This is a genomic window from Kitasatospora sp. NPDC034035 (genome assembly GCF_055575755.1).
In genome coordinates this window covers 177,079-202,194 of the sequence record NZ_JBVISA010000008.1, presented here as the reverse complement: position 1 = coordinate 202,194, position 25,116 = coordinate 177,079, and the positions used below count along the sequence as shown (strand labels likewise).

The following is a 25,116-nucleotide window of genomic DNA, read 5'->3' as shown; positions in this document are numbered from 1 at the left end:
TTTCGGCGGAGCGGGCAGAGCCGGTCGGTGCAGCGGGCAGAGCCGGTCGGTGCAGCGGGCAGAGCTGGGCCATCTTTCCGCCTGGACACGCGCAGTTGCAAGTCATGCGCAATTACGGTCTGGTTTCTGCCCACCTCGAGATCCCCACGATCCGTACAGGGCTTCGTCACCTCCCGGGCCTTTCTCCGGCCGCTCTACGCGCGGATACTCCCGTTCTACGCGCGAAAACTCGGGCGCCGAACACCTCAACTCCCCACGGAGGAACGGCACATGACGATCCGCATTCGAACCGTCGCGGCCCTCTCCGGCGCGGCGCTGCTCGCGGCCGGTCTCACCACCCTCGCCCCGGCCGCCACCGCCGCCCCGGCCACGACCGCCTCGGCCGCCACGACCACCTCGGTGAGCGCCACCCCGCACCGGGTGCTGTTCGACAACAGCAAGGCCGAGACCGCCGGCAACGCCGACTGGATCATCAGCACCAGCCAGCCCGACCCGCTCGCCCAGAACCCCAGCCCCACCACCGAGAAGAGCTGGACCGGCGCGCTGTCCGCCTGGGGCGTCGCCCTCCAGAAGACCGGCCAGTACAGCCTCAAGACCCTCCCGGCCGGCTCCACCATCACCTACGGCACCGGCGGCGCGCTCGACCTCGCCAACTTCGACACCTTCGTCGTCCCGGAGCCCAACATCCGACTCAGCGCGGCCGAGAAGACCGCGGTCATGAAGTTCGTCCAGAACGGCGGCGGACTCTTCCTGATCTCCGACCACAACAACAGCGACCGCAACAACGACGGCTGGGACTCGCCGAAGATCATCAACGACCTGCTGACCAGCAACGGGGTCAACAACAACGACCCCTTCGGCTTCTCGGTCGACCTGCTCAACATCACCACCGACAACCCGCGCGCGGTCAACGACGCCACCGACCCCGTCCTGAACGGCTCCTTCGGCACCGTCACCGGCTCCATCCTGCGCAACGGCACCACCTTCACCCTGAAGCCCGCCGACAACCCCTCGGTCAAGGGCCTGGTCTACCGGACCGGCTACAGCGGCAACACCGGCGCCTTCTTCGTCACCAGCACCTTCGGCTCCGGCCGGGTCGCCATCTGGGGCGACAGCTCCCCGATCGACGACGGCACCGGCCAGTCCGGCAACACCCTCTTCAACGGCTGGGACGACCCGGCCGGCACCGACGCCGCCCTCGCCCTCAACGCCACCGCCTGGCTGAGCAAGGCGTAACCGCCGAGGGGCCCTCGCCAGGAAAACGGCCGGTTCCTCCCCTAGGGTCGGAATGCCGACGCCCGCGGCGCGCACGTACGGACACCCGTACGACCCGCGCGCCGCGGGCCCGCCGGCGCCCACCCGGCCCGGGACCCGATGGGAGCGGCCATGCCGTCGTACCCCTTCCACACCACCCGCGAGGACGTCCGCATCCCGCTGCCCGACGGCACGCTGCTGGCCGGCCGGCTGTGGCGGCCGGTCGACGACGAGCCCGTCCCGGCGCTGCTGGAGTACTCCGGCGGCCGCCTCACCGACCGGACCGCAGCCGAGGACGCCCGCCGCCACCCCTGGTACGCCGGCCACGGCTACGCCGTCCTGCGGGTCGACACCCGCGGGCACGGCAACTCCGCCGGCACCCCCGGCGAGCCCGGCGGCGAACAGGAGCTGGTCGACGGCGCCACCGTGGTCGACTGGCTCGCCCGCCGCCCCCACGCCAGTGGCCGGGTCGGCCTGCTCGGCGTCGGCGCCGCGGGCACCACCGCGCTGCGCCTGGCCGCCCGGGTGCCGGAGACCGTCGGCGCCGTGGTCACCGTCTGCCCCGAGGGCGGCCACCGGCTCGGCGGCGCCGTGCTCGCCGCCGACCTGCACACCCGGCTCACCGCCCTGGTCGCCGACGCCGCCCTGCCCCCGGACCCGCGCCACGTCGGCGACGCCTGGCGCGGCCGCTGGCTGACCCGGCTGGAGACCCTGGAGCCGCCCGTCGACACCTGGCTCGCCGCCGGGGAGAGCACCGTGCCGATCTCCGTCCCCACCTTCGCGATCGCCGGCTGGGGCGACCCGTCCTGCTCCTTCGTGCTGCGCCTGCTCGCCGAGTCCCCCACCGCGCGCGCCCTGATCGGCCCCTGGCCGCACGGCCTGCCCGAGGACGCCCTGCCCGAGACCCTGCGCTGGTGGGACCACTGGCTGCGCGGCGTCGACACCGGTGCCACCAAGGAACCCGCCCTGCGCAGCTGGATCAGCACCCGCTGGGCCGGCGACGACGCCTGGCCCTCCCCCGACGTCCGCGAGATCCACTACGGCCTGGACGGGCCGCTGCGCACCGCCGGCACCGCCTCCGACGACCGCTACGTCCACGTCCGCTCCCCGCAGCACACCGGCCTCAACGCCGGCGCCTACCTCCCGCGCGGCCGCCCCGCCGACCAGCCGCCCGACCAGCGCGAGGAGGACGGCCGCTCGGTCTGCTTCGACTCCCAGCCGCTGCCCGAGCCGGTCGAGCTGCTCGGCGCCCCGACGGTACGGCTGCGGCTGCGCGAGGGCGGGCCCGCGCCGCTGGTGGCGGTCCGGCTCTGCGCGGTCGGCCCGGACGGCACCTCGGAGCTGGTCACCCGGGGCGTCCTGATCGCCCCGCCCGACGCCGGGCCGGACGCCGAAGTGGAGCTGGCCGCCTGCGGCCGGACGGTCCCGGCCGGGCACCGGCTTCGGCTCGCCTTCTCCTCCGTCTACTGGCCGTGGGTGTGGCCCCCGGCGGAGGCCGCCGGATACGCCCTCGACCCGTCCCGGTCCACCCTGAGCCTGCCCGTCCGCCACCTCGCCGCCGACGTCGGCGCCACGCCCATCACCTTCGAGACCCCGGCACTGCCCGATCCGCTCGACATCCACCTCACCGAGCCGCTCACCGCCCGGCCCGAGCACCTCACCATCCACGACATCGGCCGCCACGAGTGGCGCACCGAACTCTCCCCCGCCACCGACGGCACCCGCACCCACCCCGACGGCCTGGTCCGCGACGAGCACACCGTCACCGCCTACCGCGTCCTCACCGACACCCCGCTCAGCGCCCAGGCCCGCACCGACCACACCGTACGGCTGGAGCGCCCCGACATCGGCTGGGACGTCACCGTCCAGACCCGCGCCCAACTGCGCTGCGACGCCGGGCACTTCCTCAGCATCGTGCAGCTGCGGGCGCTGGAGGCCGGGTCGGTGGTGTTCAGCCGCGAGTGGCAGCACCGGGTACCCAGGGAGAGAACCTAAAAGATAGCCTTATGGAGTTGTCTTCCTTTCGCGGATTCCCTTATAAATGACGCCATGAAGACCATCGGCCTCATCGGCGGCATGAGCTGGGAATCCACCGCCGAGTACTACCGCCTGCTGAACGAACTCACCCGCGACCGGCTCGGCGGGCTGCACTCCGCGCAACTCGTGCTCTACTCGGTCGACTTCGCCGCCATCGAGCAGCTGCAGGCGGCTGGGCGCTGGGACGAGGCCGGCGAGGTCCTGGCAGCCGCGGCGCGGTCCCTGGAGGCGGCGGGCGCGGAGTTGCTGCTGATCTGCACCAACACCATGCACAAGGTCGCCGACCAGGTCGCGGCCGCGGTCGCCGTCCCCCTTCTGCACCTGGCCGACGCCACCGCGCTGGCCGTACGGGCGGCCGGCGCACAGCGGATCGGGCTGCTGGGGACGGCCTTCACCATGGAACAGGACTTCTACCGGGGGCGGTTGGCCTCGCACGGCCTGGACGTCCTCGTTCCCGAAGCCGACTCCCGCGCCCTGGTCCACCGGGTGATCTACGAGGAACTGTGCGTCGGCGTGGTCCGCGACGAATCACGGGCCGCCTACCGGCGGGTGATCGAAGAGCTGGTGGCGGCGGGCGCGGAGGGGATCGTGCTCGGCTGCACCGAGATCGAACTCCTGGTCCGGCCGGAGGACAGCCCGGTCCCGGTGTTCCCCACCGCTCGTCTGCATGCGGAGGCTGCCGTGGCCGCCGCCCTCGGCGACCGGTGACGGGAAACGGGCAGGAGAGCGGGCAGGAAAGGGGCTTGCACGGGGCGGCGTTCGAGGTACAAGATCTTCCCTGACCGAGACACCGTCAGAGGAGGTGAGACCCGTGAAGGCTGTATCCCCGTGGGTGCTCCCCCTCTTCGTCACGGTCGGCGACTGACGTAGCCGTCGCCGGGAGCGCCTTCCTTCCTCAAGGCCCTTCCGAAAGGCACCAACCATGTCTGCTTTCCAGTTCACCGCCGATTCCACCGCGAACGGCATCCGCGAGCGCGACTTCACCGTGGGCGACGTCCCCGGCGTGCTCTGGTCCCCGGCCACCGGCACCGACCGCGCCCCGCTGGTCCTGATGGGACACGGCGGCGGCAACCACAAGAAGCACCCCGCGATGTCGGGCCGCGCCCGGCTCCTCGTCCACGGTTACGGCTTCCACGTCGCCGTCATCGACGCACCCGGCCACGGCGACCGACCGCGCACGGCACACGACGAGGCGGAAATCGCCGAGATGTTCCGGGTGCGGGCGGCCGGCGAGCCCGAAGGCCCCATCGTCGTCCGCTACAACGACCACCTGGCAAAGCTCGCCGTGCCCGAGTACCACGCGACCCTGGACGCCCTCCAGCAGCTCCCCGAGATCGGCACCGACGGGCCGGTCGGCTACTGGGGCATCAACATGGGCACCGCGATCGGCATCCCCTTCGTGGCGGGCGAGCCCCGGATCACCGCCGCCGTCTTCGGCCAGCACTGGCCCGAGGTCCTGGCCGAGCAGGCGAAGCGGATCACCATCCCGATCGAGTTCGCCCTGCAGTGGGACGACGAGCACATCTCCCGCGAGGACGGTCTCGCGCTGTTCGACGCCTTCGCCTCCAAGGAGAAGTCCCTGCACGTGAACGCGGGCAAGCACAAGGAACTCCCCCGCTTCGAGGCCGACAGCGGCGCCCGCTTCCTCGCCCGCCACCTCACCAGCCGGACGTGACCCCACCGGCGCCCGGCCACCCCGGCCGGGCGCCCGGCCCCGCAGGCCCCCCGGAAGCCGGGAAGCCCGGAAGGCCGGCCCCGGGGCGGCGATCACCCCTCCACCGCCACCTCCACGATCAGCAGGGTCCCCCGGCTGCCCGCCCGGACGGCGTGCCGCGCGCCCGCCGGCACGACGCACAGCTCGCCGGCCCGTACGGTCGACTCCTCGCCGTCCAGGAGCAGTTCGAGGCACCCCTCGGCGACGAACAGCACCTCGGCCGTCCCGTGCACCTCCGGCGCCAGCTCCCGCCCGTCCATCCGCAGCACCTTCACCGCCGCAGCCCCGACCCGCCCCAGCACCTGGGAGTGCCAGGCCTCGGGCAGCCGCGCCGCCCGCTCGTTCACATCGACCACGCTCATGGCCCCGGACGCTACCCGGGGCGGCCCGGACGTTGGTTGACCGTTTCGTAAAATCTGCCAGGATCGCCGGGGTGAACGCTCGCGCACTGTACGAGGCCCTGCTCGACACCGACGGCCCGCCCGAGGACGTCATCGGCCCCTGGCTCGCCCGGGAAGGGGCCGGCGGCTACGCCGAGCGGCTCCGGACCGCCTCGACCCACCACCCCTGGTGGGGCGACGAGGACGGCCAGGGGCTGCTGTGGGAGCTCTACGCCCTCGGCCGGGTCGCCGATGTCCTGCTGCTCGACCCGCAACTGCCCTCGTACCTCGGCCTGTTCACCGCGCTCGGCATGACGCCGTTCGAGGACGCCGCGCCCTTCGACCCGTTCCTGCACGAGATCGTCGAGGTCGAGCAGGCCGAGGACCCGCAGGCGCCGATCGAAGTCCTGGCGGTCCGCCACCCGGGGCTGATGCTGGGCGAGCTGCTGTTCAACCGCGCCGGGGTACGGATCCGGGCCGGTGCGGCGCACGCCGAGCGCGGGGTGGCGGACCGCTCCCCGCTCTACTGGACCTTCCGCCGGGCCGACCGGCCCACGCACGACCTGTCCCACGGCTGGGGCGGCAACTCCCAGTGGCGCACGGACCTCCGCCTCGACTACCGCACCCCCGAGGGCGACCACCTCAACGTCACCGAGGACGGCTCGGTCGACGGCCGCCCCGACCTCGGCCACTACAAGGACCTCGGGCCCGACGAGCGCCTGCTCACCCCCGCCGAACGGCGCGAACTCCTGCGCCACCGCTGCCTCCTGCGCACCCCCGACGCTGCGACCGCCGACTCCCCCGGCTGGGCGGAGGAACTGTTCCCCTACGAGTGGCGGCTGCCGGCCGGGGAGGCGTGAGCGGTACCCGAGGCACGACCGGTACCCGAGGCACGATCGGTACCCGAGGCACGATCGGTTCCCGAGGCGTGATCGGCCAGCACCTCGCCGATCACGTACCGGGCGATGCCCGTCATCCGCGGGCTGGTCTCGCGGTAGTAGGCCAGCTCCATCAGCGCGACGGACAGCGCCCAGCCCCGGCCGCGCGCCCAGGTCGCGTCGTCGGCGGCCACGCCCGCCCGGAAGGCGGCACGGGCCGCCACGGGGAGCACGTACCAGGCGGCGATCAGGTCCACGGCCGGGTCGCCGAGGCCCGCGCAGCCGAAGTCGATGACGGCGCTCAGCCGACCGCGCCCGTCCAGCAGCAGGTTGCCGGGCTGCAGGTCGGCGTGGATCCAGACCGGCGGGCCGGGATGCCCGGGGGCCCGGAGTGCGTCCTCCCAGGCGCCGGTCGCAGCCCCGGTGTCGATGACGTCCGCCAAGGCCGCGATCGCCGTCCGGACCGCGCCGTCCCGCTCCGGCAGGGACTCGCTGCGGTAGGAAGCGGGGCCGCCGGCCGGGTCCACCCGGCGCATGGCGGTCACGAAGGCCGCCAAGTCGGCGGCCAGCAGGGCCGGTTCGGCCACCTGCCCGACCACCGGGTTCGCACCGTCGAGCCAGCGGCGGACCGACCAGGGCCACGGGCAGCCGTCCACCGGCCCGCTCCGGGCCAACGGTACGGGCACCGCGACCGGAAGCTCCGGGGCCAGGCGCCGCAGCCAGACGCACTCCTTCTCGATGTCCTCGACGGCCCCCGGGATCCGCGGGATGCGCACCACCAGGTCCGCACCCAGCCGGTACATCGCGTTGCTGGTCCCGGCCGCGGCGACCGCCTCGACCGGCAGGGCCGCCCAGTACGGGAACTGCGCGGCGACCATCCGGCGGACCAGGGCGTCGTCGATGGCGAGTTCGCCGGCGTGCATCGTGCGGGAGGAAGGCATGGCGCCCGACCCTGCCAGCAACCATCGGCCCGGGCAACCGAATTAGCCCGCGCGGCCACCAGGCCACCGGCCACCGGCTGCCAACCGCCAGGCCACCGGTTTCCAGGGCACCGGCTACCAGGCCACGTCCTTGCCCTCGTGGTCCAGGAACCGGAGCCCCGGCTCGCCACGGTGGCGCTCGATCGTCCCCACCACGCCGGGAACGCTCTCCTCCACGCTCAACTCCGCTTCCATGCCGCCGAGTTCGGTCCGCACCCAGCCCGGGTCCATCAGCAGCAGGCTGCGCGCGCTCCCGGCCTGACGGACGGCGTAGCAGCGCATCAGCTGGTTCAGCGCGGACTTGCTCGCCCGGTACAGGTCCTGCCCGCCCTCGGTGTTCAGGGCGATGCTCCCCTGGTCGGAGGACATCACCCCGATGGTCCCGGTCGGCGCGACCAGCGGGCCGAGGGTCTCCACGACGCGCATCGGGCCGAGCGCGTTGGTGGCCATCACCTCGGTGAACATCTCCGTCGGCACCTCGCCGATCGGCAGGTCGCCGCGGGCGACGGCGGCGTTGACGAAGAGCAGGTCGAGGGTGCGCCGGGCCAGCCGGTCGCGCAGGGCCGCGATCTGCTCCGGGTCGGTCATCTCCAACTGCTCGACGGTCAGCCGCCCGTCGGCGGAGTCCGCCAGGTCGTGCAGGCCGGTGCGGCGGCTGCCGCGCACGGTGCCGATGACGTCCCAGCCGCGGCGGAGGTACTCGGCGGCGATCCCGAGACCCAGGGTGCGGGAGGCGCCGATGACGAGGGCTGTCCTGCGCGGTTCGGCGGCGACGTGGGTGTCCGCCGCGAGGCGGGTGTCGGCCATGGAGTGCGTGTCGGCTGTGGAACGGGTGTCGGCCGTGGAGTGGGTGTCGGTCATGGGTCGAGTCTCCGAGCGGCCGGGGCCGGGCGTCCAATACCCTTCCGCACGCATTGATACCGTGCGGGCATGGATCTGGACCTGCGCAAGCTCCGCTACTTCCTCGCGGTGGCCGAGCACCGACAGTTCGGCCGGGCGGCCCAGGAGCTGTTCATCGCGCAGCCGGTCCTCAGCCGGCAGATCCGGGCGTTCGAGCGGGAGTTGGGCTTTCTGCTGTTCACCCGGACCACCCGCAGTGTCGAACTGACCGCTGCCGGACGGCAGTTGCGCGAGGAGGCGCAGCGGATCACCGCCACGGTGGACACCGCCCTGCGGCGCGTCCAGGAGGCCGCGCGCGGCGAACAGCGGCTGGTCGTCGCCTTCTCGCCCGGCCTGCACGTGTCGGAGGCGATCCGGGCGTTCACCGCGCGCCACCCGGACATCGGGGTCGACGTCCTCCCGCTGCGCTGGTGGGAGCAGGACGCCCCGCTGCGCGACGGCCGCGCGCACGTCGGCTACCTGCGGCGGCCGTTCGACGACACGGGGCTGCGCACCGTCCCGATCGGCCAGGAGGCCAAGGTGGCCTGCCTGCCGGTGACGCATCCGCTGGCCGGCCGCCGTGCCCTCACCTCGGCCGACCTCGACGGTGAGCCGATCCTCGACGCCAGGAAGCGTCGGACGTCCTCCCTGGACGAGAAGTTCGAGCTGATCGCCTCCGGGCAGGGCATCGCACTGGTCCCGCTCAGCGTCACGGGCTCGTACTCCCGTCCCGACCTGGTCTACCTGCCGGTCACCGACTCGCTGCCCGTCGAGACCTGCCTGGCGGTCCCGGAGGGCGGTGGCACCGGCCCCGTACCGGACTTCCTGGCCATCGCCACCGCCACCCTGCGCCGGCCCGCCGCGGACGCACCCGCTCACTCCCACACGGCCAGGTCCTGACTGCCCACCACCTTCAGCAGTCGCAGCGCCGTGTGCGACGGCGTCCCGGGGGCCGCGGTGTAGAAGATCGTCCACTGGTCCCGGTGCGGGTCGTGCAGCGCCTCGCAGTCGAGGTCGAGCGGGCCGACCACCGGGTGGAGGATCCGCTTGCGGGTCGAGCGGCGGACCTCCACGTCCTGCCGCGCCCACAGCTCCCGGAACTCGGCGTCGGCCGCGAGCAGCCGCTCGACCAGGGCGCGCAGGGCGCTGTCGGCGGGGTAGCGGGCGGCGGCGGACCGCAGGTCGGCGACCGCGCGGCGGCCGAACTCGGCCTGGCCTGAGGCGTCGTGGCGGGCGCGGGTGTCCGGGTCGGTGAAGAAGCGCCAGATCAGGTTGCGCTCGCCGGGCGGCGGGGCGGAGAAGTCACCGAGCAGGGCGGCCGCCATGGGGTTCCAGGCGAGGATGTCGCGGGCGGCGCTGCAGACCATGGCCGGGGTGTCGTCCAGCCGGTCGAGCAGGTGCAGGATGCCCGGCCGGACGTCCCGGGACAGCGTGCTCGGGGGCAGCGGCGGCTCGCCGACCAGGTGGTGCAGGTGGGCGGTCTCGTCCTCGGACAGCCGCAGGGCCCGGCTGATCGCCCCGATCATCTGGCGGGACGGCCGCGGCCCCCGGCCCTGTTCCAGCCGGATGTAGTACTCCACCGACATCCCCGCGAGCTGCGCGACCTCCTGGCGGCGCAGGCCCGGGGTGCGGCGCCGTCCGCCGGCCGGCAGGCCGACGTCGGCGGGCTGGATGCGGGCGCGCCAACCCCGCAGGAAGGCGGCCAGCTCCGCCCGGTCCACGTTTTCCACGGCCCCAGTCTGGCCCGACCACGTGCCCGGCCACCATGGGACCGCCGATACCACCCTCGACAGTGCTCTCCCGGCCCCGGCGCCACCGGGCCAGGGTGGGGCCATGAACACCAACCGCATCGTCCTGATCACCGGCGCCAACAAGGGCATCGGCCTGGCCACCGCCGGGGAACTCGCCCGCGCCGGGCACACCGTGCTGATCGGCGCCCGCGACCCGGAGCGCGGTGAAGCGGCCGCCGCCGGGCTCGCCGCCGAGGGCCTGGACGCCCGCTTCGTCCGCCTGGACGTGACCGACCCGACGACCGTCGCCGCCGCGGCCGAGCTGATCGCCGCCGAGTACGGCCGACTGGACACCCTGGTCAACAACGCGGGCATCGCCCGGGACTGGCGGCGCACGCCGGAGGAGCTGCCGGTCGAGGCCGTGCGCGAGACCTACGAGACCAACGTCTTCGGCGTCATCGCCGTCACCAACGCCATGCTGCCGCTGCTGCGGAAGTCACCGGCCGGGCTGATCGGCAACGTCTCCAGCGGCCTCGCCAGCTTCGCCTTCCTGGCCGACCCGGACTCCCCGGTCTGGGAGCACGCGACCCTGCTCGCCTACAACTCCTCCAAGGCGGCGCTGAACGCCGTCACCCTGGTCTACGCCCGGGCGCTGCGCGATTCCGCCGTCAAGGTCAGCTCGCTGGAGCCGGGCTACTGCGCGACCGACCTCAACGAGCACAGCGGCCTCGCCACCGTCGAGGAGGGCGGCCGGCGGATCGCCCGGCAGCTCGGCGAGGCGGCCGCCGGGCCGACCGGCCGGTTCTTCCACGCCGAGGGCGGCCACCACTCCTGGTGACCACCCCTGGTGACTAGGCCGGCTGAACCGCGCCGGCCGCGATCAGCCCCGGCAGCTCGCGCATGTCGTGGAAGACGACCGTGCCCGGCCCGGCCAGCCGCTCCGCCGCCGTGACGCCGCCCGCGTAGCCGAGCGATCGCATCCCGGCGGCGCGGGCGGCCGTGACGCCGGGCGCGCTGTCCTCGACCACGACGCAGGCCGCCGGGTCGACGCCCATGCTCCGCGCGGCGTGCAGGAACAGGTCGGGCGCGGGCTTGCCGTGCTCGACCTCGGTGGCGCTGAAGATCCGCCCGGCGAAGCGCTCGTAGAGTCCGGTCCGGCCCAGGGTGTGCCGCATCTTCTCGTGCGCACCGCTGGAGGCCACACACGCGGGCAGGCCGATCGCGTCGAGCGCCTCCGGCAGGCCGTCCACCGGGGTCAGCCCGGCGTCCACGGCCTCGGCGTGCAGCTCGTGGAACCGCTTGCCCCACACCGCCGCCGTCTCCGCCCCGAGCCGCTCGGCCACCAGCGCGTTGTTGACCGCCTCCGACCGCCCGACGAACCGCTCGATCGCCTCGGCCTCGGTCAGCGGCCAGCCCAGTTCCTCCCCCAGCCGCACCAGCACCCGCACGGCGATCACCTCGCTGTCCACCAGCACGCCGTCACAGTCGAATATCACCAGCTCAATCGGCTTGATCACCCGGACAGCATACGGCGGCGGCCGTCCACGAACGGGGCCCGACCCAAGGGGCTTTCCCGGTCCTGGAGTTGCGGCGGAAGACCGCGCAGCCCGGCCCCGGCGGACCGGGGGCCGGGCTGCGCGGCCGGGGTGCCGCGTCAGGCGGTCTGGACGGAGGTGTCGTCGATCACGAAGCTCGTCTGCAGCGAGGAGTCCTCGACCGCGTTGAACTTCAGGGTGACGCTCTGGCCCGCGTAGGACGACAGGTCGAAGGTGCGCTGCTGGTAGCCCGCCGCGGCGTCGACGTTGGAGTACGTCTTCAGCGCGGTGCCGTTCACCGACACGGTCAGCTTGTCGTACGCGGTGGTGCCCGACTCCGCGGTGTCGACGTGCAGCCAGAAGCTCAGCGTCGCCTTGCAACCCGTCGGAATGCTCACGGTCTGCGACACCGTGTCGGTGTGGGAGGAGCCGTAGCCGTCCATCCACGCCTTCCAGGAACCGCCGTGCGCGGCCTGGCTGGAGCTGTTGTCGACCACGCCGGAGCTCGCCGTCCACGGCGCCGCCGAACCGGTCTCGAAGCCCGGGTTGCCGAGCAGCTGCGCCGGGATGCACGAGCCTTCGCTGCCGATGACGTTCCAGGTGAAGCTCGCGGTGGCGGTCTTGCCGGCCGAGTCCTTCACCGTGACGGTCACCGGGTAGGCGCCGCCGGTGGTCGTGGTGCCGGTGATCGCGCCGGTCGAGGCGTTGATGGCCAGGCCCGCGGGCAGGCCGGTGGCCGAGTACGACAGCGGAGCGGTGCCGCCGGACGCGTTGATCTGCAGGTTCACCGAGCCGCCGACGGCGGTCGACTGGTCACCGGGGCTGGTCACCGAGACGGCGCCGCTGCCGGCGGGCTTGGTGAGCAGGCAGCCGGCGACGTTGAGGTCGATGGCCCGGGTGGAGTTCAGGCAGGTGGTGAACCAGTAGGTCTCCTCGCCGTAGCTCTGGCCCTTGACGGCCTTGGTGGTGCCGTCGGCGGCCACCTCGCACGGGTTGTTGAGGGTGCACATCGCACCGTCGTCGTTGCCGGTGTTGTTGATGCCGACGATCCGCCCACTGGCGGAGTCGATGATCGGCGAGCCGGAGGTGCCGTGTGTGGTGTTGCAGCCGGAGCTGTAGCGCAGCGAGTCGTGCCAGGTCCACTCGTCCTCGCGGAGGGTGGGCACGAACCCGTTGACGGAGCAGTTCCAGACCTGCTTCCAGTACGAGGAGGGTATGTACATCGCGGCGCCGTCGACCGGGTGCGTGTCGCTGACGGTGAGCGCGGTGGCCCCGTACTTGGAGGTGATCGAGCCGTAGGTGTCGGTGAGTTGGTAGAGCGCGACGTCGGTGCCGGTCATCGTCGCGTAGAGCACCTTGTCGGCCTGGACGGTGCCCAGGCTGTTGCCGGCGCCGTCGAGCAGGGTGCCGCTGCGGCTGGCGCTGGCGTTCTGGATGACCTGGCCGGCCGAGGGCATGGTCGGCAGGCAGTGCCCGTTGGTGAGCATCAGCGCCCGGTCGCCGGCCACCGAGGTGGGGTAACGGACCAGCGAGGCGGAGCAGTTGCTCAGGGCGATGGTGGACGTCAGGTCGGCCGCCTGGGTGGCGTGCGCGGGGGCGGCCGCGAAGGCCAGCCCGCCCGCGACGACGGCGCTCGTGCCGGCCACCGCGACAAGTCTCTTGAACATGGCTCTCCTTGTGGGGGATCGCGGGGTGTACGACTGGTCGCCGACGCCCACGCCGCACGAAAGTGCCATGGCCACTTCAAGGGGGTCAACCGTTCTGCCCGAACTCGCCACTCGTCATGGCCTGTTGTGCCACCCCGCAGTAACCACCCGTCCCGGTATGCCCGTTACGTGCTACGGCTGCTGCCTGCTACGGCTGCGGGACGGAGTTCACATCCGACCACTCGGTCTTCCCGTTTCCGGGCCGCGCCGGGTTGAGGGTGATCGTCCAGGTGGTCGCGGTCCTCCCGGAGGAGGTCTTCTCGACCTTGAAGTCCTTCGGCGTCGAGAACTTGACGTACCGGCAGCTCCGGGTGAACACCTTCGCCCCGGAGTCCCAGTCCGAACCGCTGGTGTAGTAGAAGTCGTACGTGCCGTCCGTGATGCCCTCGACGGTGACCTGCTGCCCCTTGGCCGAGTACACCGAGGCGACGGACTGCCCGTCCCGCGCGATGGAGAAGACCACGTCCTCCGCTTCGTTGTTGACGACCTTCAGCGTGCCCAGGCCGTTCTGCTCACCTTCTCGGACCATGGTGCCGTTCTCCAGGGTCCGCGGCTGCGGCTGCGGCTTGGGCAGGTCCGGGACGGTGAAGGTGGCCTGGTAGCCGGCCGTTGCCAGCTTGGCCAGGGCGGCCGGGACCGCCACCAGCCCCTGGCCGGCACCGAGCTGGGCCTGAACGACATCGACAGTGCAGAACTTCTTGTCGTTGAGGTCGACGCGGATCGTCAACGCCTCGGAGGAGAGCGCGTTCAGTCCGTTCACCAGTTCGGTGCGCGTGGTCTCGGCTCCGGCGGGCGTGCCGGCGGCGTTCAGGTTGCGGGAGGCGCGGTCGGCGCTGGACTCGACGGCCGCGAGCGCCGTACCGACCTCGTTCGTGGTCTTGGCCGCCGCCACCTTCGCCAGCCCGGTGTTGATCGGTCCGAGGACCTGGTCGAGCGTCGTACCGTACGGCGTCGCCGAAGCGCTCGGCGTCGCCGACGCACTCGGCGCGGCAGTCCCTCCGCCCCCGCCGCCCGAACACGCCACGAGCAGCAGCACTCCGCCGACGGCCAGGCCGGACCTGAACACGGACCCCGAAGACCTCACGAACCCACCCCTGATGTCATCCAGTGCGCGCTCCCCACGCGCATCCGGGACGACATGCTGCCGAGTACGAACGACCCCGGTCAACCCGTTTCGAACGATCATCGGAAGGGCCCGCCCCGGCCCGCCCGTCAGGGTCAACTACGATCGGGCACGTGCTCAGCCTCACCGGACTCCCCCTCCAGATCATCACCTCGGTCATCGCGATCGTCGTCTTCGCCGCCACCATGTGGCTCTGGCCGCGGTTCGGCGGGAAGGGCTGGAAGTCCTGGCTGGGCCGGATCGGCGCCTTCCTGGCCACCCAGGTCTCGGTGCTGGTCGCGATGGGCCTGATCGCGAACGGCTACTTCGGCTTCTACAGCTCCTGGACCGACCTGCTCGGCACCAGCGGCAAGCTCGGCACGGTGGTCGACCACACGCCGAACGCCTCCGGGGTGGCCGTCACCGGCGAGCAGAAGTTCTACTCCTCCCAGGGCTCGGACCCGGAGCGGTCGGGGATGATCCAGCAGATCGCCGTCAAAGGGGCGGGCAGCGGTCTGAGCACCGAGGCGTACGTCTACCTGCCGCCGCAGTACTTCCAGCCGGACTACACCAAGCAGCGGTTCCCGATGGCCCTGGTGCTCACCGGCTACCCGGGCATCCCGGAGAAGCTGATCTCGCTGATGCAGTACCCGGCGTCGACCCTCGCCGCGATCGAGGAGAAGAAGCTGCCGCCGACCATCCTGGTGATGGCCCGGCCCACGCTCGTCGGCAACCGGGACACCGAGTGCGTGGACGTGCCGAACGGCCCGCAGGTGGAGACCTTCTTCACCAGCGACCTGCCCAAGGCCCTCGCCACCACCTACCGGATCGGCACCGACCCGGCCAACCGGGCCGTGATCGGCAACTCCACCGGCGGCTACTGCGCGCTCAAGTTCGCGCTGCGCAAGCCCGACTCCTACCCCGCGGCGGTCGCCCTCTCCGGCTACTACAGCGCCGCCCACGACGAGACCACCGGCGACCTGTTCGGCGGCAGCGCCCAGCTGAAGCAGGAGAACGACCTGCTGTGGCGGCTGAAGAACCAGCCGGCCGCGCCGGTCTCGCTGCTGCTGACCACTGCCAACGACGAGAACAACTTCGACGAGACCAAGGCCATGGTCGCCGCCTTCAAGGCCCCCACCAAGATGTCCACCATCACCCTGGACACCGCCGGCCACAACTTCCACACCTGGACCCGGGAGATCCCCCCGGCCCTGGAGTGGCTGGGCAAGCACATCACCATGCCCGCCGCCGCGTAGCCGAGCCGGCAACCCGGCAGATCACACCCGCCTCACAGCCCCGTCTCACGGTTCTCTCAGCCGCGCCACGCAGCGTATGGCGCATGACCACGAGCAGCTACTCCCCTCCGGCCGGCGACCCGTGGCCCGAGGCTGCGAACCACCCGCCGCCGGAGGTGTCGCAGCCGGGCCCCGACCGACCGGACCCGGCACCGCTCTTCCCCGAGCAGTCCCTGCCGCCCGCCGGCCCCAAGGGCCCCGCCTCCTGGTCCGGCCGGCTGCGCACCCTCCCGGCCCGCGCCTGGCGCGGGCGCGCGGACGACCCGCGCTGGGTGCGCCCGGCCCTGCTGGCGCTGCTGGCCGCGACGGCCGTCCTCTACCTGTGGGGACTGAGCGCCTCCGGCTGGGCCAACGCCTTCTACTCGGCCGCCGTCCAGGCCGGCACCCAGAGCTGGAAGGCCTTCTTCTTCGGCTCCTCCGACGCCGGGAACTTCATCACTGTCGACAAGCCGCCGGCCTCGCTGTGGCCGATGGTGCTCTCGGCGCGGGTCTTCGGCCTCTCCTCCTGGTCGGTGCTGGCCCCGCAGGCGCTGATGGGCGCGGCCACCGTCGGCGTCCTGTACGCCACGGTGCGCCGCCGCTTCTCCCCGCTCGGCGGCCTGCTGGCGGGCGCCGCGATGGCACTCACCCCGGTGGCGGCGCTGATGTTCCGCTTCAACAACCCGGACGCGCTGCTGGTGCTGCTGCTGACCCTGGCCGCGTACGGGATGGTGCGGGCGATCGAGGCCGCGGGCACCCGGTGGCTGCTGTTCACCGGGGCGATGTTCGGCTTCGCCTTCCTCACCAAGACCCTCGCGGCGTTCCTGGTCCTGCCCGCCTTCGCGGTGATCTACCTGGTCGTGGCGCCCACCGGCTTCTGGCGGCGGGTGCGGCAGATGCTGCTCGCGGGCGTGGCGCTGCTGGTCTCGGGCGGCTGGTGGGTCGCGATCGTCGAGCTGCTGCCCGCGTCGGCCCGCCCGTACGTCGGCGGCTCGCAGGACAACAGCTTCCTGTCGCTGACCTTCGGCTACAACGGCCTCGGCCGGGTGGACGGCAACGAGCGCGGCAGCGTGGGCGGCGGCGGACGGCTCCCGGTCGGGCTCGACCTGCCGGGCGGCGCGATGCGCGGCGGCGGCCGCGGCTGGGGCTCGACCGGCCTGACCCGGCTGTTCGGCACCGACATCGGTGGGCAGATCGCCTGGCTGATGCCGGCCGCGCTGATCCTGCTGCTGGTCGGCCTCTGGGCGACCCGCCGCTACGCCCGCGCCGACAGCGCCCGCGCCGCGTTCCTGGTCTGGGGCGGCTGGCTGCTCTCCACCGCGCTGATCTTCAGCTTCATGTCCGGGATCTTCCACCAGTACTACACGGTGGCGCTGGCCCCGGCCGTCGCGGCCCTGGTCGGCATGGGCGTGGACGGGCTGTGGCGGGCGCGGCACCGGCTGCCGTGGGCGCTGGTGCTGGCCGGGACGCTCGCGGTGACGGCGGTCTGGGCGTTCGTGCTGCTCGGCCGCAGCCCGGGCTTCCTGCCGTGGCTGCGCTGGGCGGTGCTGGTCGGCGGGCTGGCGGCGGCGGTCGCCCTGGTCGGCGGGCAGCTCGCCGGGCGGGCCTCCGGCCGGGTCGGCGCGCGGATCGCCTCGGTGGCGGGCCTGGTGGGCCTGGCGGCGGCGCTCGGCGGTCCGGCGGCGTACGCGGTGGACACCGTCAACACGGCGCACACCGGCTCGATCGTGACCGCCGGACCGGGCGTGCAGGGCGCGTTCGGGCCGGGCGGCGGTGGCGGACGCAAGGGCGGCGGCAAGGGCTTCCCGGGCGGCGGCGGCAACGGCCGCTGGTTCGGCCAGGGTGGGCAAGGCGGACAGGGCGGACAGGGCGGACAGGGCGGACAGGGCGGACAGCAGGGCTTCCCCGGCGGCCAGGCTCCGCGCGGGCAGAACGGCGGGGGCTTCCCCGGCGGGTTCCCCGGCGGCATGGGCGGCGGTTCGGGCTCCGGTAGCGGCAACGGTTCCGGCTCCGACCACGCGAACGGAGGCCACGAGCGCGGTACCGCCGGCGGCAACGGTGGCAACGGCACCGCCGGCGGCAATGGCACCTTCCCCGGCGCTCCCGGCGCGGCCGGCCCCGAGGGCACGGCCCCCGGCGGCATGGGCGGTGGCTTCCCCGGCGGCATGGGCGGTGGCGGCATGGGCGGCCTGCTCGGCGGCACCAAGGTGAGCGACGAGGCCGCCGCCCTGCTCAAGGAGCACGCCGACCACTACACCTGGGCGGCCGCGACCGTCGGCTCGCAGAACGCCGCGAGCTACCAACTCGCCACCGGTGAGCCGGTGATGGCCCTCGGCGGCTTCAACGGCACGGATCCCTCGCTGAGCCTGGCGGGCTTCCAGAAGTACGTCCAGGAGGGCAAGGTCCACTGGTTCATCGCCGGCGGTTCCCGCGGCGGCTTCGGCGGCGCGGGCGGCAGTGCGGGCGGCAGTAGGGCCGGCAGTGCGGCCGGCGGTGAGCAGCAGGAGTCGGAGAACGCCCGGATCGAGTCCTGGGTGGCCGCCCACTTCACCGTCAAGACGGTCGGTTCGGCCACCTTCTACGACCTGACGGCCCCGACCTCCTGACTCCGGTCCCCGGTCTCCGATCCCCGAGGGGGCGTGCCGCGTTCGCGCGGCACGCCCCCTTGTCGCGGCCTTTCCCGTCCCCGGGCGCGCCGGAGCCGCTCAGTCGGACGGGCAGTGCGTCCCCGCCGCCGGCATCCGGCCGTCCTCCAGGAACGCGGCGATGGCCGTCCGGACGCAGGAGCTCTTGTCGTACGCGGTGTGCCCGTCGCCCTCGCGGGTGAGCAGCACGCCGTGCTCCAGACCGGCCGCCAGCCGCTGCGCCCACGGGTACGGGGTGACCGGGTCCTCGGTGGAGCCGACGACCAGGATCGGGGCGCTGCCGGGCGCCAGGATCGAGTGCGGGTGTTCGGTCGAGCGGTACGGCCAGGGGCGGCAGTCGGGGGCGAGCAGGGTGACCAGGGGGTTGTGCCGGCTGGTCAGCGGGGCCTGGCCGGCGAGGTCGGCGAGGGCCGCGCTCAGCTCCGCCTGGGTGGGCGGCGGGAGGTCGGCGCAGGAGATGGCCGCGTAGGCGTCCGCGACGGTCGCGTAGTGCCCGTCCTCGCCGCGTCCGTTGGCGCCGTCGGCGAGTGCGAGCAGGGCGTCCGCGTCGCCCCGGGTGACGGCCGGGGTGAGGGCGTCCTGCAGCCGGTACCAGGAGCGGTGGCCGTCGTAGAGCACGTTGAGGGTGGCGGTCCAGCCGAGGGCGGCGGTGAGGGTGCGGCCGTCGGTGGCGTGCAGCGGGTGCTTGTGCAGGCCGTCGAGGAAGGCTGCGAGGCGGCGCGGGGCGGCGGCCGGGTCGGCGCCGAACGGGCAGTCCTTTCCGTCGTCGGTGGCGCAGGAGGTGGCGAAGGCCCGGAACGCGGCCTCGCCGGCGACGGCCTGTTCGACGTCGAGCTGCATCGGGTCGGTGCCGTGCTCGACGGCGCCGTCGAGGACGAGGCGGCCGGTGCGGTCGGGGAACTCCTCGGCGTAGAGCGCGCCGAGGTGGGTGCCGTAGGAGAGGCCGAGGAAGTCCAGCTTGGCTTCGCCGAGGGCGCCGCGCAGGACGTCGAGGTCGCGGGCGGTGTCGCGGGTGGCGACGTGCGACAGCAGGTCGGGGTGGTTCGTCCGGCAGGCGTCGGCGAGGATCCGGCCGTGGTCGTAGGCCGGGTCGTCGGTGGCGTTCCACTCGTCGCGGGTGTGGTCGTCCAGGCAGTGGACGGGGGTGGTGGCTCCGGCGCCGCGCGGGTCGAAGCCGACCAGGTCGAAGCGGCCGTGCAGCCCCTGGTAGGTCTTCCAGTCCCAACGGACCATGCTGATACCGGAGTTGCCGGGACCTCCGGGGTTGACGAAGAGGGCGCCGATCCGCCGGTCCCGGTCGGCGGCGGGCAACCGGACGAGGGCGACGCCGATGGTGCGGCCGCCGGGGTCGGTGTAGTCCAGCGGGACGGTGAGGGTGGCGCACTGGATGGTCGGCGCGTCCTGGTCGCCGTCGTCCTCGTCGGGGCAGGTCCGCCAGTCGATCCGCTGGCTGTAGAGCGCGCGCAGGGCCGGGGTGGCGGTGGCGGCGACCAGTTGGTCGAGGGGCGGCCGGCTGCCGGTACTGCCCGCGCCGCCGGCGCCGGTGCAGCCGCCCACGAGGGCGAGCACGGCGGCGACGGCGAGGGCGGACAGGGCGCGCCGGGGGAACCGGGCGGGACGAGGGAAGCGGGAGATCATCGGGGCCACTGCCCACGAATACCATCCGACCCGCACCCGCCTCGAATCCGGGTCGCACCGCACCCACCCCGGATCCGGGTCGCACCGCGCAGCGCGAGCCCCACACCGCGAGCCCCACACCGCCCACCGCGAGCCCCGAACGGCGAACCCGCCCCCCGGGGGTGTCAGCCGCCGATCGCGGACATCGGACGGTCCGGCCGGACGAAGTCCGCGCTCCCGATGGCGTGTCCGGGCCCCTTGCCCGTCACCGAGGCCCGCCAGGCCGCCTCGATCGCCGCGTCGTCCGCCCCGCCGCGCAGCAGGGCGCGCAGGTCGGACTCCTCCGTCGCGAACAGGCAGTTGCGCAACTGCCCGTCGGCCGTCAGCCGGACCCGGTCGCAGCCGCCGCAGAACGGCCTGGTCACCGAGGCGATCACCCCGACCACCGCGTCCGTCCCCGCGATCCGCCACTCCTCCGCCGGCGCGCTGCCGTGCCGCCCCACCGGCACCAGGTCGAACCGCTCCCCCAGCGCGGCCAGGATCTCCTCCGCCGTCACCATCGCGGCCCGGTCCCACGCCCCTTGCGCGTCCAGCGGCATGGACTCGATGAACCGCATCAGGTAGCCGTGCTCGACGGCGAATTCGGCCAGGGCGACGATCTCGTCCTCGTTCACCCCGCGCACCGGCACCGCGTTGACCTTCACCGGGCCCAGCCCCGCCGCCTTCGCCGCGGCCAACCCCGCCAGCACGTCGGCCAGCCGGTCCCGCCGGGTGATCGCGGCGAAGCGCTCGGGCCGCAGCGTGTCCAGGCTGACGTTCACCCGCCCCAGACCGGCCTCGCGCAGGGCGACCGCCGTCCGTGCCAGGCCGATCCCGTTGGTCGTCAGCGACACGTCGGCGCCCAGCTCGGCGATCCGGCCGACCAGCCCGGGCAGTCCCCGCCGCAGCAGCGGCTCGCCGCCCGTCAGCCGTACCGACGCGATCCCCAGCCGCTCGACGGCGATCCGCACCAGCCGCACCACCTCGTCGTCGCCGAGCACCTCGGCCCGGGCGAGCCAGTCGAGGCCCTCCGCCGGCATGCAGTAGGTGCAGCGCAGGTTGCAGCGGTCGGTCAACGAGACCCGCAGATCGGTGTGGACCCGACCGAAACGGTCCACCAGCGGGCGCGGTGCGGTGTTCATCGACCCAGTACAGGCGGCGGGAGCCCGCAGGACCAGCGGCCGAACCGCCGGGGAGCGGCCGCCACCTGCGGCTTCGCCTTGTGGATTCACACAATGCGCGACCCCGTCCGGGGGCGGCAGGCTGGGCCCATGCAGACTGCGCCGACGCCCGCTTGCCCGCACCCGGTCGGCCCCGCCCCGGTCGCCGCCCTCGTGCTCGCCGCCGGGGGCGGGCGGCGCCTCGGCGGACGCCCCAAGGCGCTGATCCGGTACGCGGGCCGACCGCTGGTGGAGCACGCGGTGGCGGTGGTCCGGGCCGGCGGCTGCGCGGACGTCACGGTGGTGCTGGGCGCGGCGGGCGAGCGGGTCAGGGCCACCGCCCACCTGCCGGGCTGCCGCCTGGTGGCCAACCCGGACTGGGCGGGCGGCATGGGCTCCTCGCTGCGGGCCGGCCTGGCCGCCGTGGCGCCCGAGGCCTCGGCGGTGCTCGTCATGCTGGTGGACACCCCGGGCGTCACCCCGGCCGCCGTGGCCCGGCTGCTGGCCGCGCACCGGGCGGGCGCCGAGCTGGCCGCGGCGGCCTACGACGGGCGGCGCGGCCACCCGGTGCTGATCGGCGCCCGGCACTTCGCCGAGGCGGCCGCGGGCGCCTCCGGCGACGCCGGCGCCCGCGCCCTCCTGGCGGCGCACGCGGCGGAGGTCGTCCTCGTCGAGTGCGCCGACGTCGCCGTCCCGGACGACCTGGACACCCCCGCCGACCTGGCCCGCTGGTCCGCCGGGTGACCGTCCTCCTCGGGACGGAGGCCGCCTCGCCCCTGACGGTCGGCGACCCCTGATCCGTCCCTGAGGATTGCCCCATTCCGCGCCCAGCGCCGGACATTTCGGGGAGCATGGGAATCGTCCCACCCACCCGACACCGACGGACGGAGCCCGCGATGGCCGGACTGCCCGACGACTTCACCGGACACGACCCCACGCGGCCGGGGGCGGGCGGTGGCGCCCGGGCGATCCGTTGCCCCGCCTGCCGCCGCGAGCACCTGTACGAGCCGCCCTCGCTGCCCTGCCCCTGCGGTGCCTCGCTCAAGGTGCCGCTGCTGCGCGGCGGGGTGCCGGTGCAGGTGCGCTTCCGTTCCTGGGAGGACTCCTGGCTGAGCATGCGCTGCCCGCACTGCGGCCGCTCCGACCAGTGGCCGCAGCCCGAGTTCACCTGCAACTGCGGCGCCACCGTCCGGCTGCCGGTGGACCGTGCCACCCGGCTGGGCAGCGGTACGGCCGCCCCGCTCGCCGCCCCCGGCCCGCAGGCCTCCCGCCCCCACCCGGCCCACCCGCTGGGCGCGCCGGTGCCCGCCCCGCCCGCGCCGCCCGGCGCCTCCACCGGCCGCTCCCGCCCGTTCCGCCACCGCACGCCCTTCCGCCCGAACCCGGTGCGTACCTCGCAGGACGCGGTGATCACCGCCGCCCGCTACCTGGAGTGGCTCGGCTTCGACGACCTGGAGCTGACCGAGGCGCAGGAGCGCGACGGGGTCACCCTGCTGGGCGGCCGGATGGTCGCCCAGGTCGACACCTGGACCGAACCGGCCGACGTGAAGGCGGTCGAGTGCCTGTGGCTGCAGACCCTGCACGCCGAGGAGATGGCCGCCGCGATGTTCACTCTCGCGGGCTATTCGCACCAGGCCACCGTGCGCGGCGAGCAGCTGCTGGTCGCCCTGTTCAGCCTGGATCTGGCAGGTGTGCCGCAGCCCGCGAACGGCGCCGCCGAGGCCCTGATGGAGACCGGCTGGACCTCCTGACCGACCGGATGCCCCGCCGGATCGTTCCGCCTGCGCACCCCTAGATCATTTCTTCCTCAAAATCAACAACCTTCGCTCGTGATCTGGTGCACAAGCTCACCCCCGTGTTGAATTGCCGCCACAGCGCGGGCCTTTCGCCCTGCCGTTGCCATGCGCACGGTCGTGGCGGCAGGGCCCCAGGGGCAGGTCCGTGCCCTGCTGGATGGCGCACACAAGGAGGTGGCGTTGTCAGAGCACGGATGGGGCCCGAGCGGCCCGAACGGGCGGGGGCGGGCAGCAGCGGAGGAGCCGGGCGACACCGTGTGGCGACTGAGGTCCCGGGGGTGCTGGCAGGAGGCAGCCGAACTGTTGCGCCCGGCCGCCGAACAGGACCCGGCAGCGGCCCTCGGACGGGCCGAACTCCTCATCGAGCAGTGCCTGTTCACCGCCACGCACTGGACCCAGGCGGAGCAGGCGTTACGCCTGGCGGAGGCACTGGCGGCCGGCACCGAACAGCGCGCGGCCGCCTCCTGCGCCCGCGGCTTCCTCGCGTACGTGGCGAGTGTGCTCGGGCCGCGGGACCGGCTGGACGAGGCCCAGGCCGCACTCGGCCGCACCTCGGCCCTGCTGCCGCCGGACGCGCCCGGCCGCCCACTGCTGGACTTCCGACGCGGCCTGGTCGCCGAGAACCTGCTACGCGACCGCGGTGCCGCCTGGATCGCCTACCGCCGGGCGCACGAGGGCGCCGGCGAGCGCGGGGACGAACTGCTGCGCTCGTACACCTGGCGTCACCTGGGCGCGCTGGCGCTCTCCCGTGGGGACCGCGCCAACGCCCGCGAGGCCTTCGACGCCTCCCTGCGGCTGCGCGAGCAACTCGGCTTCACGGTGGGGGTGGCTCCGGCGCTCGCGGCGCTCGCCGAGGTGTCCGAACCGGACGAGGCCGCCCGGCTGCACGCCGAGGCGACCCGGCTGGTGCACGCCCTGGGCGGGGTCCCGGTCTGGCTCGCACGCCAGCTGGGCGCCGCCCGCGCGCCGGGGCCTCCCCCGGACGGGCGCACCACCAGCGAAACCCAGGGAACAATCAGCTAAGGTGAGCCTAACCTGGCTGGGGCGAGCAGTGCCCCGGCCGGGTCGCCTTGCCGTTCCCCGGGCACCGCCATGCCCCGGTCCGGCCGCGCCCGGCACGCACCACCGCGCCGCCGGGCACCGCCGGGCGGTCCATGGGCGGCCCCGGTCGACCCGATGGGGCCCACCCATGACCGCGAGCAGCGCCAGGCCCGGCCCCACGCCGTGCGCCCCCCGCACCCCCGGGGCGCACACCCCCGCGCCGGCCTCCCCCTCGCCGACCAGCCCCCGACCCGCCCCCACCCCACCGACTCCCCGCAGCACCACCGCGCCCACCCCCACCCCCGCCGCACCACTCGACGCCCCGGGCGCCCCCGCGTACCACCGGCTGGCCGGGCTCACCCCCGTCCTGAGCGTGCGCTGCGCCCCGCCCCGACGCGGCGGCGGCTGGCTGCCCGCCGCCGACCTGGCCGCCCGCCCCGAGGCGGTGCGCGAGCTGATCGCCCATGACGCCCGGCAGGGCCTCGCCCGCTACGGGCGGCCGCTGCGCCCGGACGTCGCGGCCGGCTTCGGGCTGCACCGCTTCGTCTGGCCGGTCTCGCTGCTGTTCACGCTGCCGTGGTTCCTGCAGCGGCGCGTCCCGCTGCTCGCCCTCGGGGACGTCTCGCTGCGCCGGCGGCCCGGCGCGATGGAGCTGACGGTCCGCCCGACGGCGTTCGCCTGTCTGCCGGACGACCCGGCGGCCGCCGCGCCGCAGGCCCGTACGGCGCCGGATGAGGACGCGCTGGCCGCCGAACTGCGGTGCGCGCTGGGCGGGTTCCTGACGCCGGTGCTGGCCGCCTTCCGCCCGGAGGCGCGGCGTGGACCCCGGGTGCTGTGGGCGATGGCCACGGACGCGGTGGTGGAGGGGCTCTGCCACGCGGGCGGGCTGCTCGGGGAGGCGGAGCGGGCGCGCGCCGAGCTGTCCGCGCTGCTGGCGCCCGGCAGGCCCGCGTGCGCGCCCGGCGCGGACGGCGGCCCCGCCCCCGCCCCGGCCCCCTTCACCCCGGGCGCCGGCTTCGCGCCCCCGGCGCCCGGATGCGTCGACGCTTCGAGTACGGACCGGGCCCGGGCCAGCTGCTGCCTCGTCTACACCGTGGAACCGCAGGAGATGTGCGGCGGCTGCCCACGCGTCACGCGGAGTTGACGAACATTCGTCCGACTCCAGATCCGGAAAGCCCGGAATTCCAGGAACAATCCGCTTCAGATTTATCAGACAATCTTTTTGCTGCCGCGTCAGAAATCCCTCTCCCCAGCGCATTGACGGCGAATCGGCCATTCCTCCGCCGAGCATCGGCCATGATGGTCCCCGCCATCACGACGCAGGAACGCGACGCAGGAAAGCGAGGCTG

Annotated in this window: 22 protein-coding genes; 13 read left to right on the top strand and 9 right to left on the bottom strand. The window is 73.9% G+C overall.

Going from position 1 to position 25,116, the window contains the following annotated elements; genetic code table 11:
* Positions 1 to 270 precede the first annotated feature (270 nt).
* The 4 genes from ACZ52J_RS14145 (at position 271) to ACZ52J_RS14130 (ending at position 4,966) form a co-directional block, all read left to right on the top strand.
* Complete coding sequence (locus ACZ52J_RS14145; RefSeq protein ID WP_465618591.1) at positions 271 to 1,236, top strand: hydrolase; 966 nt, start codon at positions 271 to 273, stop codon at positions 1,234 to 1,236.
* A 150-nt stretch (positions 1,237 to 1,386) separates the two neighbouring features.
* Positions 1,387 to 3,249: a CocE/NonD family hydrolase gene (locus tag ACZ52J_RS14140; RefSeq protein WP_465618589.1), complete on the top strand. Its 1,863-nt coding sequence runs from the start codon at positions 1,387 to 1,389 to the stop codon at positions 3,247 to 3,249.
* Between the two features lie 54 nt (positions 3,250 to 3,303).
* Entirely contained in the window at positions 3,304 to 3,999 is a 696-nt protein-coding gene (locus ACZ52J_RS14135) for an aspartate/glutamate racemase family protein (RefSeq protein ID WP_465618587.1), read from the top strand.
* 214 nt (positions 4,000 to 4,213) lie between these two features.
* Positions 4,214 to 4,966 carry an alpha/beta hydrolase family protein gene (locus tag ACZ52J_RS14130; RefSeq protein ID WP_465618585.1) on the top strand — a complete coding sequence of 251 codons (753 nt, stop codon included), beginning with the start codon at positions 4,214 to 4,216 and terminating at the stop codon, positions 4,964 to 4,966.
* A 92-nt stretch (positions 4,967 to 5,058) separates the two neighbouring features.
* Here ACZ52J_RS14130 and ACZ52J_RS14125 read toward each other — a convergent pair whose 3' ends face one another.
* A complete protein-coding gene (locus ACZ52J_RS14125) occupies positions 5,059 to 5,367 on the bottom strand; it encodes a cupin domain-containing protein (RefSeq protein ID WP_360499292.1) in 309 nt (102 codons plus the stop codon).
* Positions 5,368 to 5,438: 71 nt separating this feature from the next.
* Here ACZ52J_RS14125 and ACZ52J_RS14120 point away from each other — a divergent pair, with 71 nt between their 5' ends.
* Positions 5,439 to 6,245, top strand: a complete 807-nt coding sequence (locus ACZ52J_RS14120) for a hypothetical protein (protein WP_465618582.1) — start codon at positions 5,439 to 5,441, stop codon at positions 6,243 to 6,245.
* On the opposite strand, the gene ACZ52J_RS14115 is transcribed toward ACZ52J_RS14120, so the two are convergent.
* Positions 6,212 to 7,204: an aminoglycoside phosphotransferase family protein gene (locus ACZ52J_RS14115; RefSeq protein ID WP_465618580.1), complete on the bottom strand. Its 993-nt coding sequence runs from the start codon at positions 7,202 to 7,204 to the stop codon at positions 6,212 to 6,214. The genes ACZ52J_RS14120 and ACZ52J_RS14115 overlap by 34 nt on opposite strands.
* A gap of 114 nt (positions 7,205 to 7,318) precedes the next feature.
* Positions 7,319 to 8,050 carry an SDR family oxidoreductase gene (locus ACZ52J_RS14110; protein WP_360499408.1) on the bottom strand — a complete coding sequence of 244 codons (732 nt, stop codon included), beginning with the start codon at positions 8,048 to 8,050 and terminating at the stop codon, positions 7,319 to 7,321.
* A 123-nt stretch (positions 8,051 to 8,173) separates the two neighbouring features.
* Between ACZ52J_RS14110 and ACZ52J_RS14105 the strand changes: the two genes are divergently transcribed.
* Positions 8,174 to 9,022, top strand: a complete 849-nt coding sequence (locus ACZ52J_RS14105) for a LysR family transcriptional regulator (RefSeq protein WP_465618578.1) — start codon at positions 8,174 to 8,176, stop codon at positions 9,020 to 9,022.
* Here ACZ52J_RS14105 and ACZ52J_RS14100 read toward each other — a convergent pair.
* Positions 8,998 to 9,852: a helix-turn-helix transcriptional regulator gene (locus tag ACZ52J_RS14100; RefSeq protein WP_465618576.1), complete on the bottom strand. Its 855-nt coding sequence runs from the start codon at positions 9,850 to 9,852 to the stop codon at positions 8,998 to 9,000. The genes ACZ52J_RS14105 and ACZ52J_RS14100 overlap by 25 nt on opposite strands.
* A gap of 103 nt (positions 9,853 to 9,955) precedes the next feature.
* Between ACZ52J_RS14100 and ACZ52J_RS14095 the strand changes: the two genes are divergently transcribed.
* Entirely contained in the window at positions 9,956 to 10,690 is a 735-nt protein-coding gene (locus tag ACZ52J_RS14095; protein ID WP_360499282.1) for an SDR family NAD(P)-dependent oxidoreductase, read from the top strand.
* A 13-nt stretch (positions 10,691 to 10,703) separates the two neighbouring features.
* Here the strand turns inward: ACZ52J_RS14095 and ACZ52J_RS14090 are convergent, their stop codons facing one another.
* The 3 genes from ACZ52J_RS14090 to ACZ52J_RS14080 form a co-directional block, all read right to left on the bottom strand.
* A complete protein-coding gene (locus ACZ52J_RS14090; protein WP_360499280.1) occupies positions 10,704 to 11,369 on the bottom strand; it encodes an HAD family hydrolase in 666 nt (221 codons plus the stop codon).
* Between the two features lie 137 nt (positions 11,370 to 11,506).
* Positions 11,507 to 13,054, bottom strand: a complete 1,548-nt coding sequence (locus tag ACZ52J_RS14085; protein ID WP_465618573.1) for a putative Ig domain-containing protein — start codon at positions 13,052 to 13,054, stop codon at positions 11,507 to 11,509.
* Between the two features lie 187 nt (positions 13,055 to 13,241).
* Complete coding sequence (locus ACZ52J_RS14080) at positions 13,242 to 14,159, bottom strand: hypothetical protein (RefSeq protein ID WP_465618571.1); 918 nt, start codon at positions 14,157 to 14,159, stop codon at positions 13,242 to 13,244.
* Between the two features lie 170 nt (positions 14,160 to 14,329).
* On the opposite strand from ACZ52J_RS14080, the gene ACZ52J_RS14075 reads away from it, so the two are divergent.
* Positions 14,330 to 15,451 (top strand): alpha/beta hydrolase, encoded by a 1,122-nt coding sequence (locus tag ACZ52J_RS14075; protein WP_465618569.1) that lies wholly within the window; start codon positions 14,330 to 14,332, stop codon positions 15,449 to 15,451.
* An 83-nt stretch (positions 15,452 to 15,534) separates the two neighbouring features.
* Positions 15,535 to 18,075 (top strand): glycosyltransferase family 39 protein, encoded by a 2,541-nt coding sequence (locus ACZ52J_RS14070; protein WP_465618567.1) that lies wholly within the window; start codon positions 15,535 to 15,537, stop codon positions 18,073 to 18,075.
* A 99-nt stretch (positions 18,076 to 18,174) separates the two neighbouring features.
* Here the strand turns inward: ACZ52J_RS14070 and ACZ52J_RS14065 are convergent, their stop codons facing one another.
* Both ACZ52J_RS14065 and moaA read right to left on the bottom strand, forming a co-directional pair.
* Positions 18,175 to 19,752, bottom strand: a complete 1,578-nt coding sequence (locus ACZ52J_RS14065; RefSeq protein WP_360499270.1) for an alpha/beta hydrolase — start codon at positions 19,750 to 19,752, stop codon at positions 18,175 to 18,177.
* A 164-nt stretch (positions 19,753 to 19,916) separates the two neighbouring features.
* Positions 19,917 to 20,912, bottom strand: coding sequence for a GTP 3',8-cyclase MoaA (gene moaA / locus ACZ52J_RS14060; protein WP_465618565.1), 996 nt, complete (start codon positions 20,910 to 20,912; stop codon positions 19,917 to 19,919).
* A gap of 129 nt (positions 20,913 to 21,041) precedes the next feature.
* Between moaA and ACZ52J_RS14055 the strand changes: the two genes are divergently transcribed.
* From ACZ52J_RS14055 to ACZ52J_RS14040, 4 genes are all read left to right on the top strand, one after another.
* Positions 21,042 to 21,674, top strand: coding sequence for a nucleotidyltransferase family protein (locus tag ACZ52J_RS14055; protein WP_465618563.1), 633 nt, complete (start codon positions 21,042 to 21,044; stop codon positions 21,672 to 21,674).
* A 152-nt stretch (positions 21,675 to 21,826) separates the two neighbouring features.
* Complete coding sequence (locus tag ACZ52J_RS14050; RefSeq protein WP_465618561.1) at positions 21,827 to 22,681, top strand: hypothetical protein; 855 nt, start codon at positions 21,827 to 21,829, stop codon at positions 22,679 to 22,681.
* A 225-nt stretch (positions 22,682 to 22,906) separates the two neighbouring features.
* Positions 22,907 to 23,749 (top strand): hypothetical protein, encoded by an 843-nt coding sequence (locus tag ACZ52J_RS14045; protein ID WP_465618559.1) that lies wholly within the window; start codon positions 22,907 to 22,909, stop codon positions 23,747 to 23,749.
* 166 nt (positions 23,750 to 23,915) lie between these two features.
* Positions 23,916 to 24,911, top strand: a complete 996-nt coding sequence (locus ACZ52J_RS14040; protein WP_465618557.1) for a (2Fe-2S)-binding protein — start codon at positions 23,916 to 23,918, stop codon at positions 24,909 to 24,911.
* Positions 24,912 to 25,116: the final 205 nt, after the last annotated feature.

Coding starts and splice junctions, on each gene's coding strand:
- ACZ52J_RS14145 (WP_465618591.1), top strand. CDS start 271: ATGACGATCCGCATTCGAACCGTCGCGGCCCTCTCCGGCGCGGCGCTG.
- ACZ52J_RS14140 (WP_465618589.1), top strand. CDS start 1,387: ATGCCGTCGTACCCCTTCCACACCACCCGCGAGGACGTCCGCATCCCG.
- ACZ52J_RS14135 (WP_465618587.1), top strand. CDS start 3,304: ATGAAGACCATCGGCCTCATCGGCGGCATGAGCTGGGAATCCACCGCC.
- ACZ52J_RS14130 (WP_465618585.1), top strand. CDS start 4,214: ATGTCTGCTTTCCAGTTCACCGCCGATTCCACCGCGAACGGCATCCGC.
- ACZ52J_RS14125 (WP_360499292.1), bottom strand. CDS start 5,367: ATGAGCGTGGTCGATGTGAACGAGCGGGCGGCGCGGCTGCCCGAGGCC.
- ACZ52J_RS14115 (WP_465618580.1), bottom strand. CDS start 7,204: ATGCCTTCCTCCCGCACGATGCACGCCGGCGAACTCGCCATCGACGAC.
- ACZ52J_RS14110 (WP_360499408.1), bottom strand. CDS start 8,050: ATGGCCGACACCCGCCTCGCGGCGGACACCCACGTCGCCGCCGAACCG.
- ACZ52J_RS14105 (WP_465618578.1), top strand. CDS start 8,174: ATGGATCTGGACCTGCGCAAGCTCCGCTACTTCCTCGCGGTGGCCGAG.
- ACZ52J_RS14095 (WP_360499282.1), top strand. CDS start 9,956: ATGAACACCAACCGCATCGTCCTGATCACCGGCGCCAACAAGGGCATC.
- ACZ52J_RS14085 (WP_465618573.1), bottom strand. CDS start 13,054: ATGTTCAAGAGACTTGTCGCGGTGGCCGGCACGAGCGCCGTCGTCGCG.
- ACZ52J_RS14070 (WP_465618567.1), top strand. CDS start 15,535: ATGACCACGAGCAGCTACTCCCCTCCGGCCGGCGACCCGTGGCCCGAG.
- ACZ52J_RS14065 (WP_360499270.1), bottom strand. CDS start 19,752: ATGATCTCCCGCTTCCCTCGTCCCGCCCGGTTCCCCCGGCGCGCCCTG.
- moaA (WP_465618565.1), bottom strand. CDS start 20,912: ATGAACACCGCACCGCGCCCGCTGGTGGACCGTTTCGGTCGGGTCCAC.
- ACZ52J_RS14055 (WP_465618563.1), top strand. CDS start 21,042: ATGCAGACTGCGCCGACGCCCGCTTGCCCGCACCCGGTCGGCCCCGCC.
- ACZ52J_RS14050 (WP_465618561.1), top strand. CDS start 21,827: ATGGCCGGACTGCCCGACGACTTCACCGGACACGACCCCACGCGGCCG.
- ACZ52J_RS14040 (WP_465618557.1), top strand. CDS start 23,916: ATGACCGCGAGCAGCGCCAGGCCCGGCCCCACGCCGTGCGCCCCCCGC.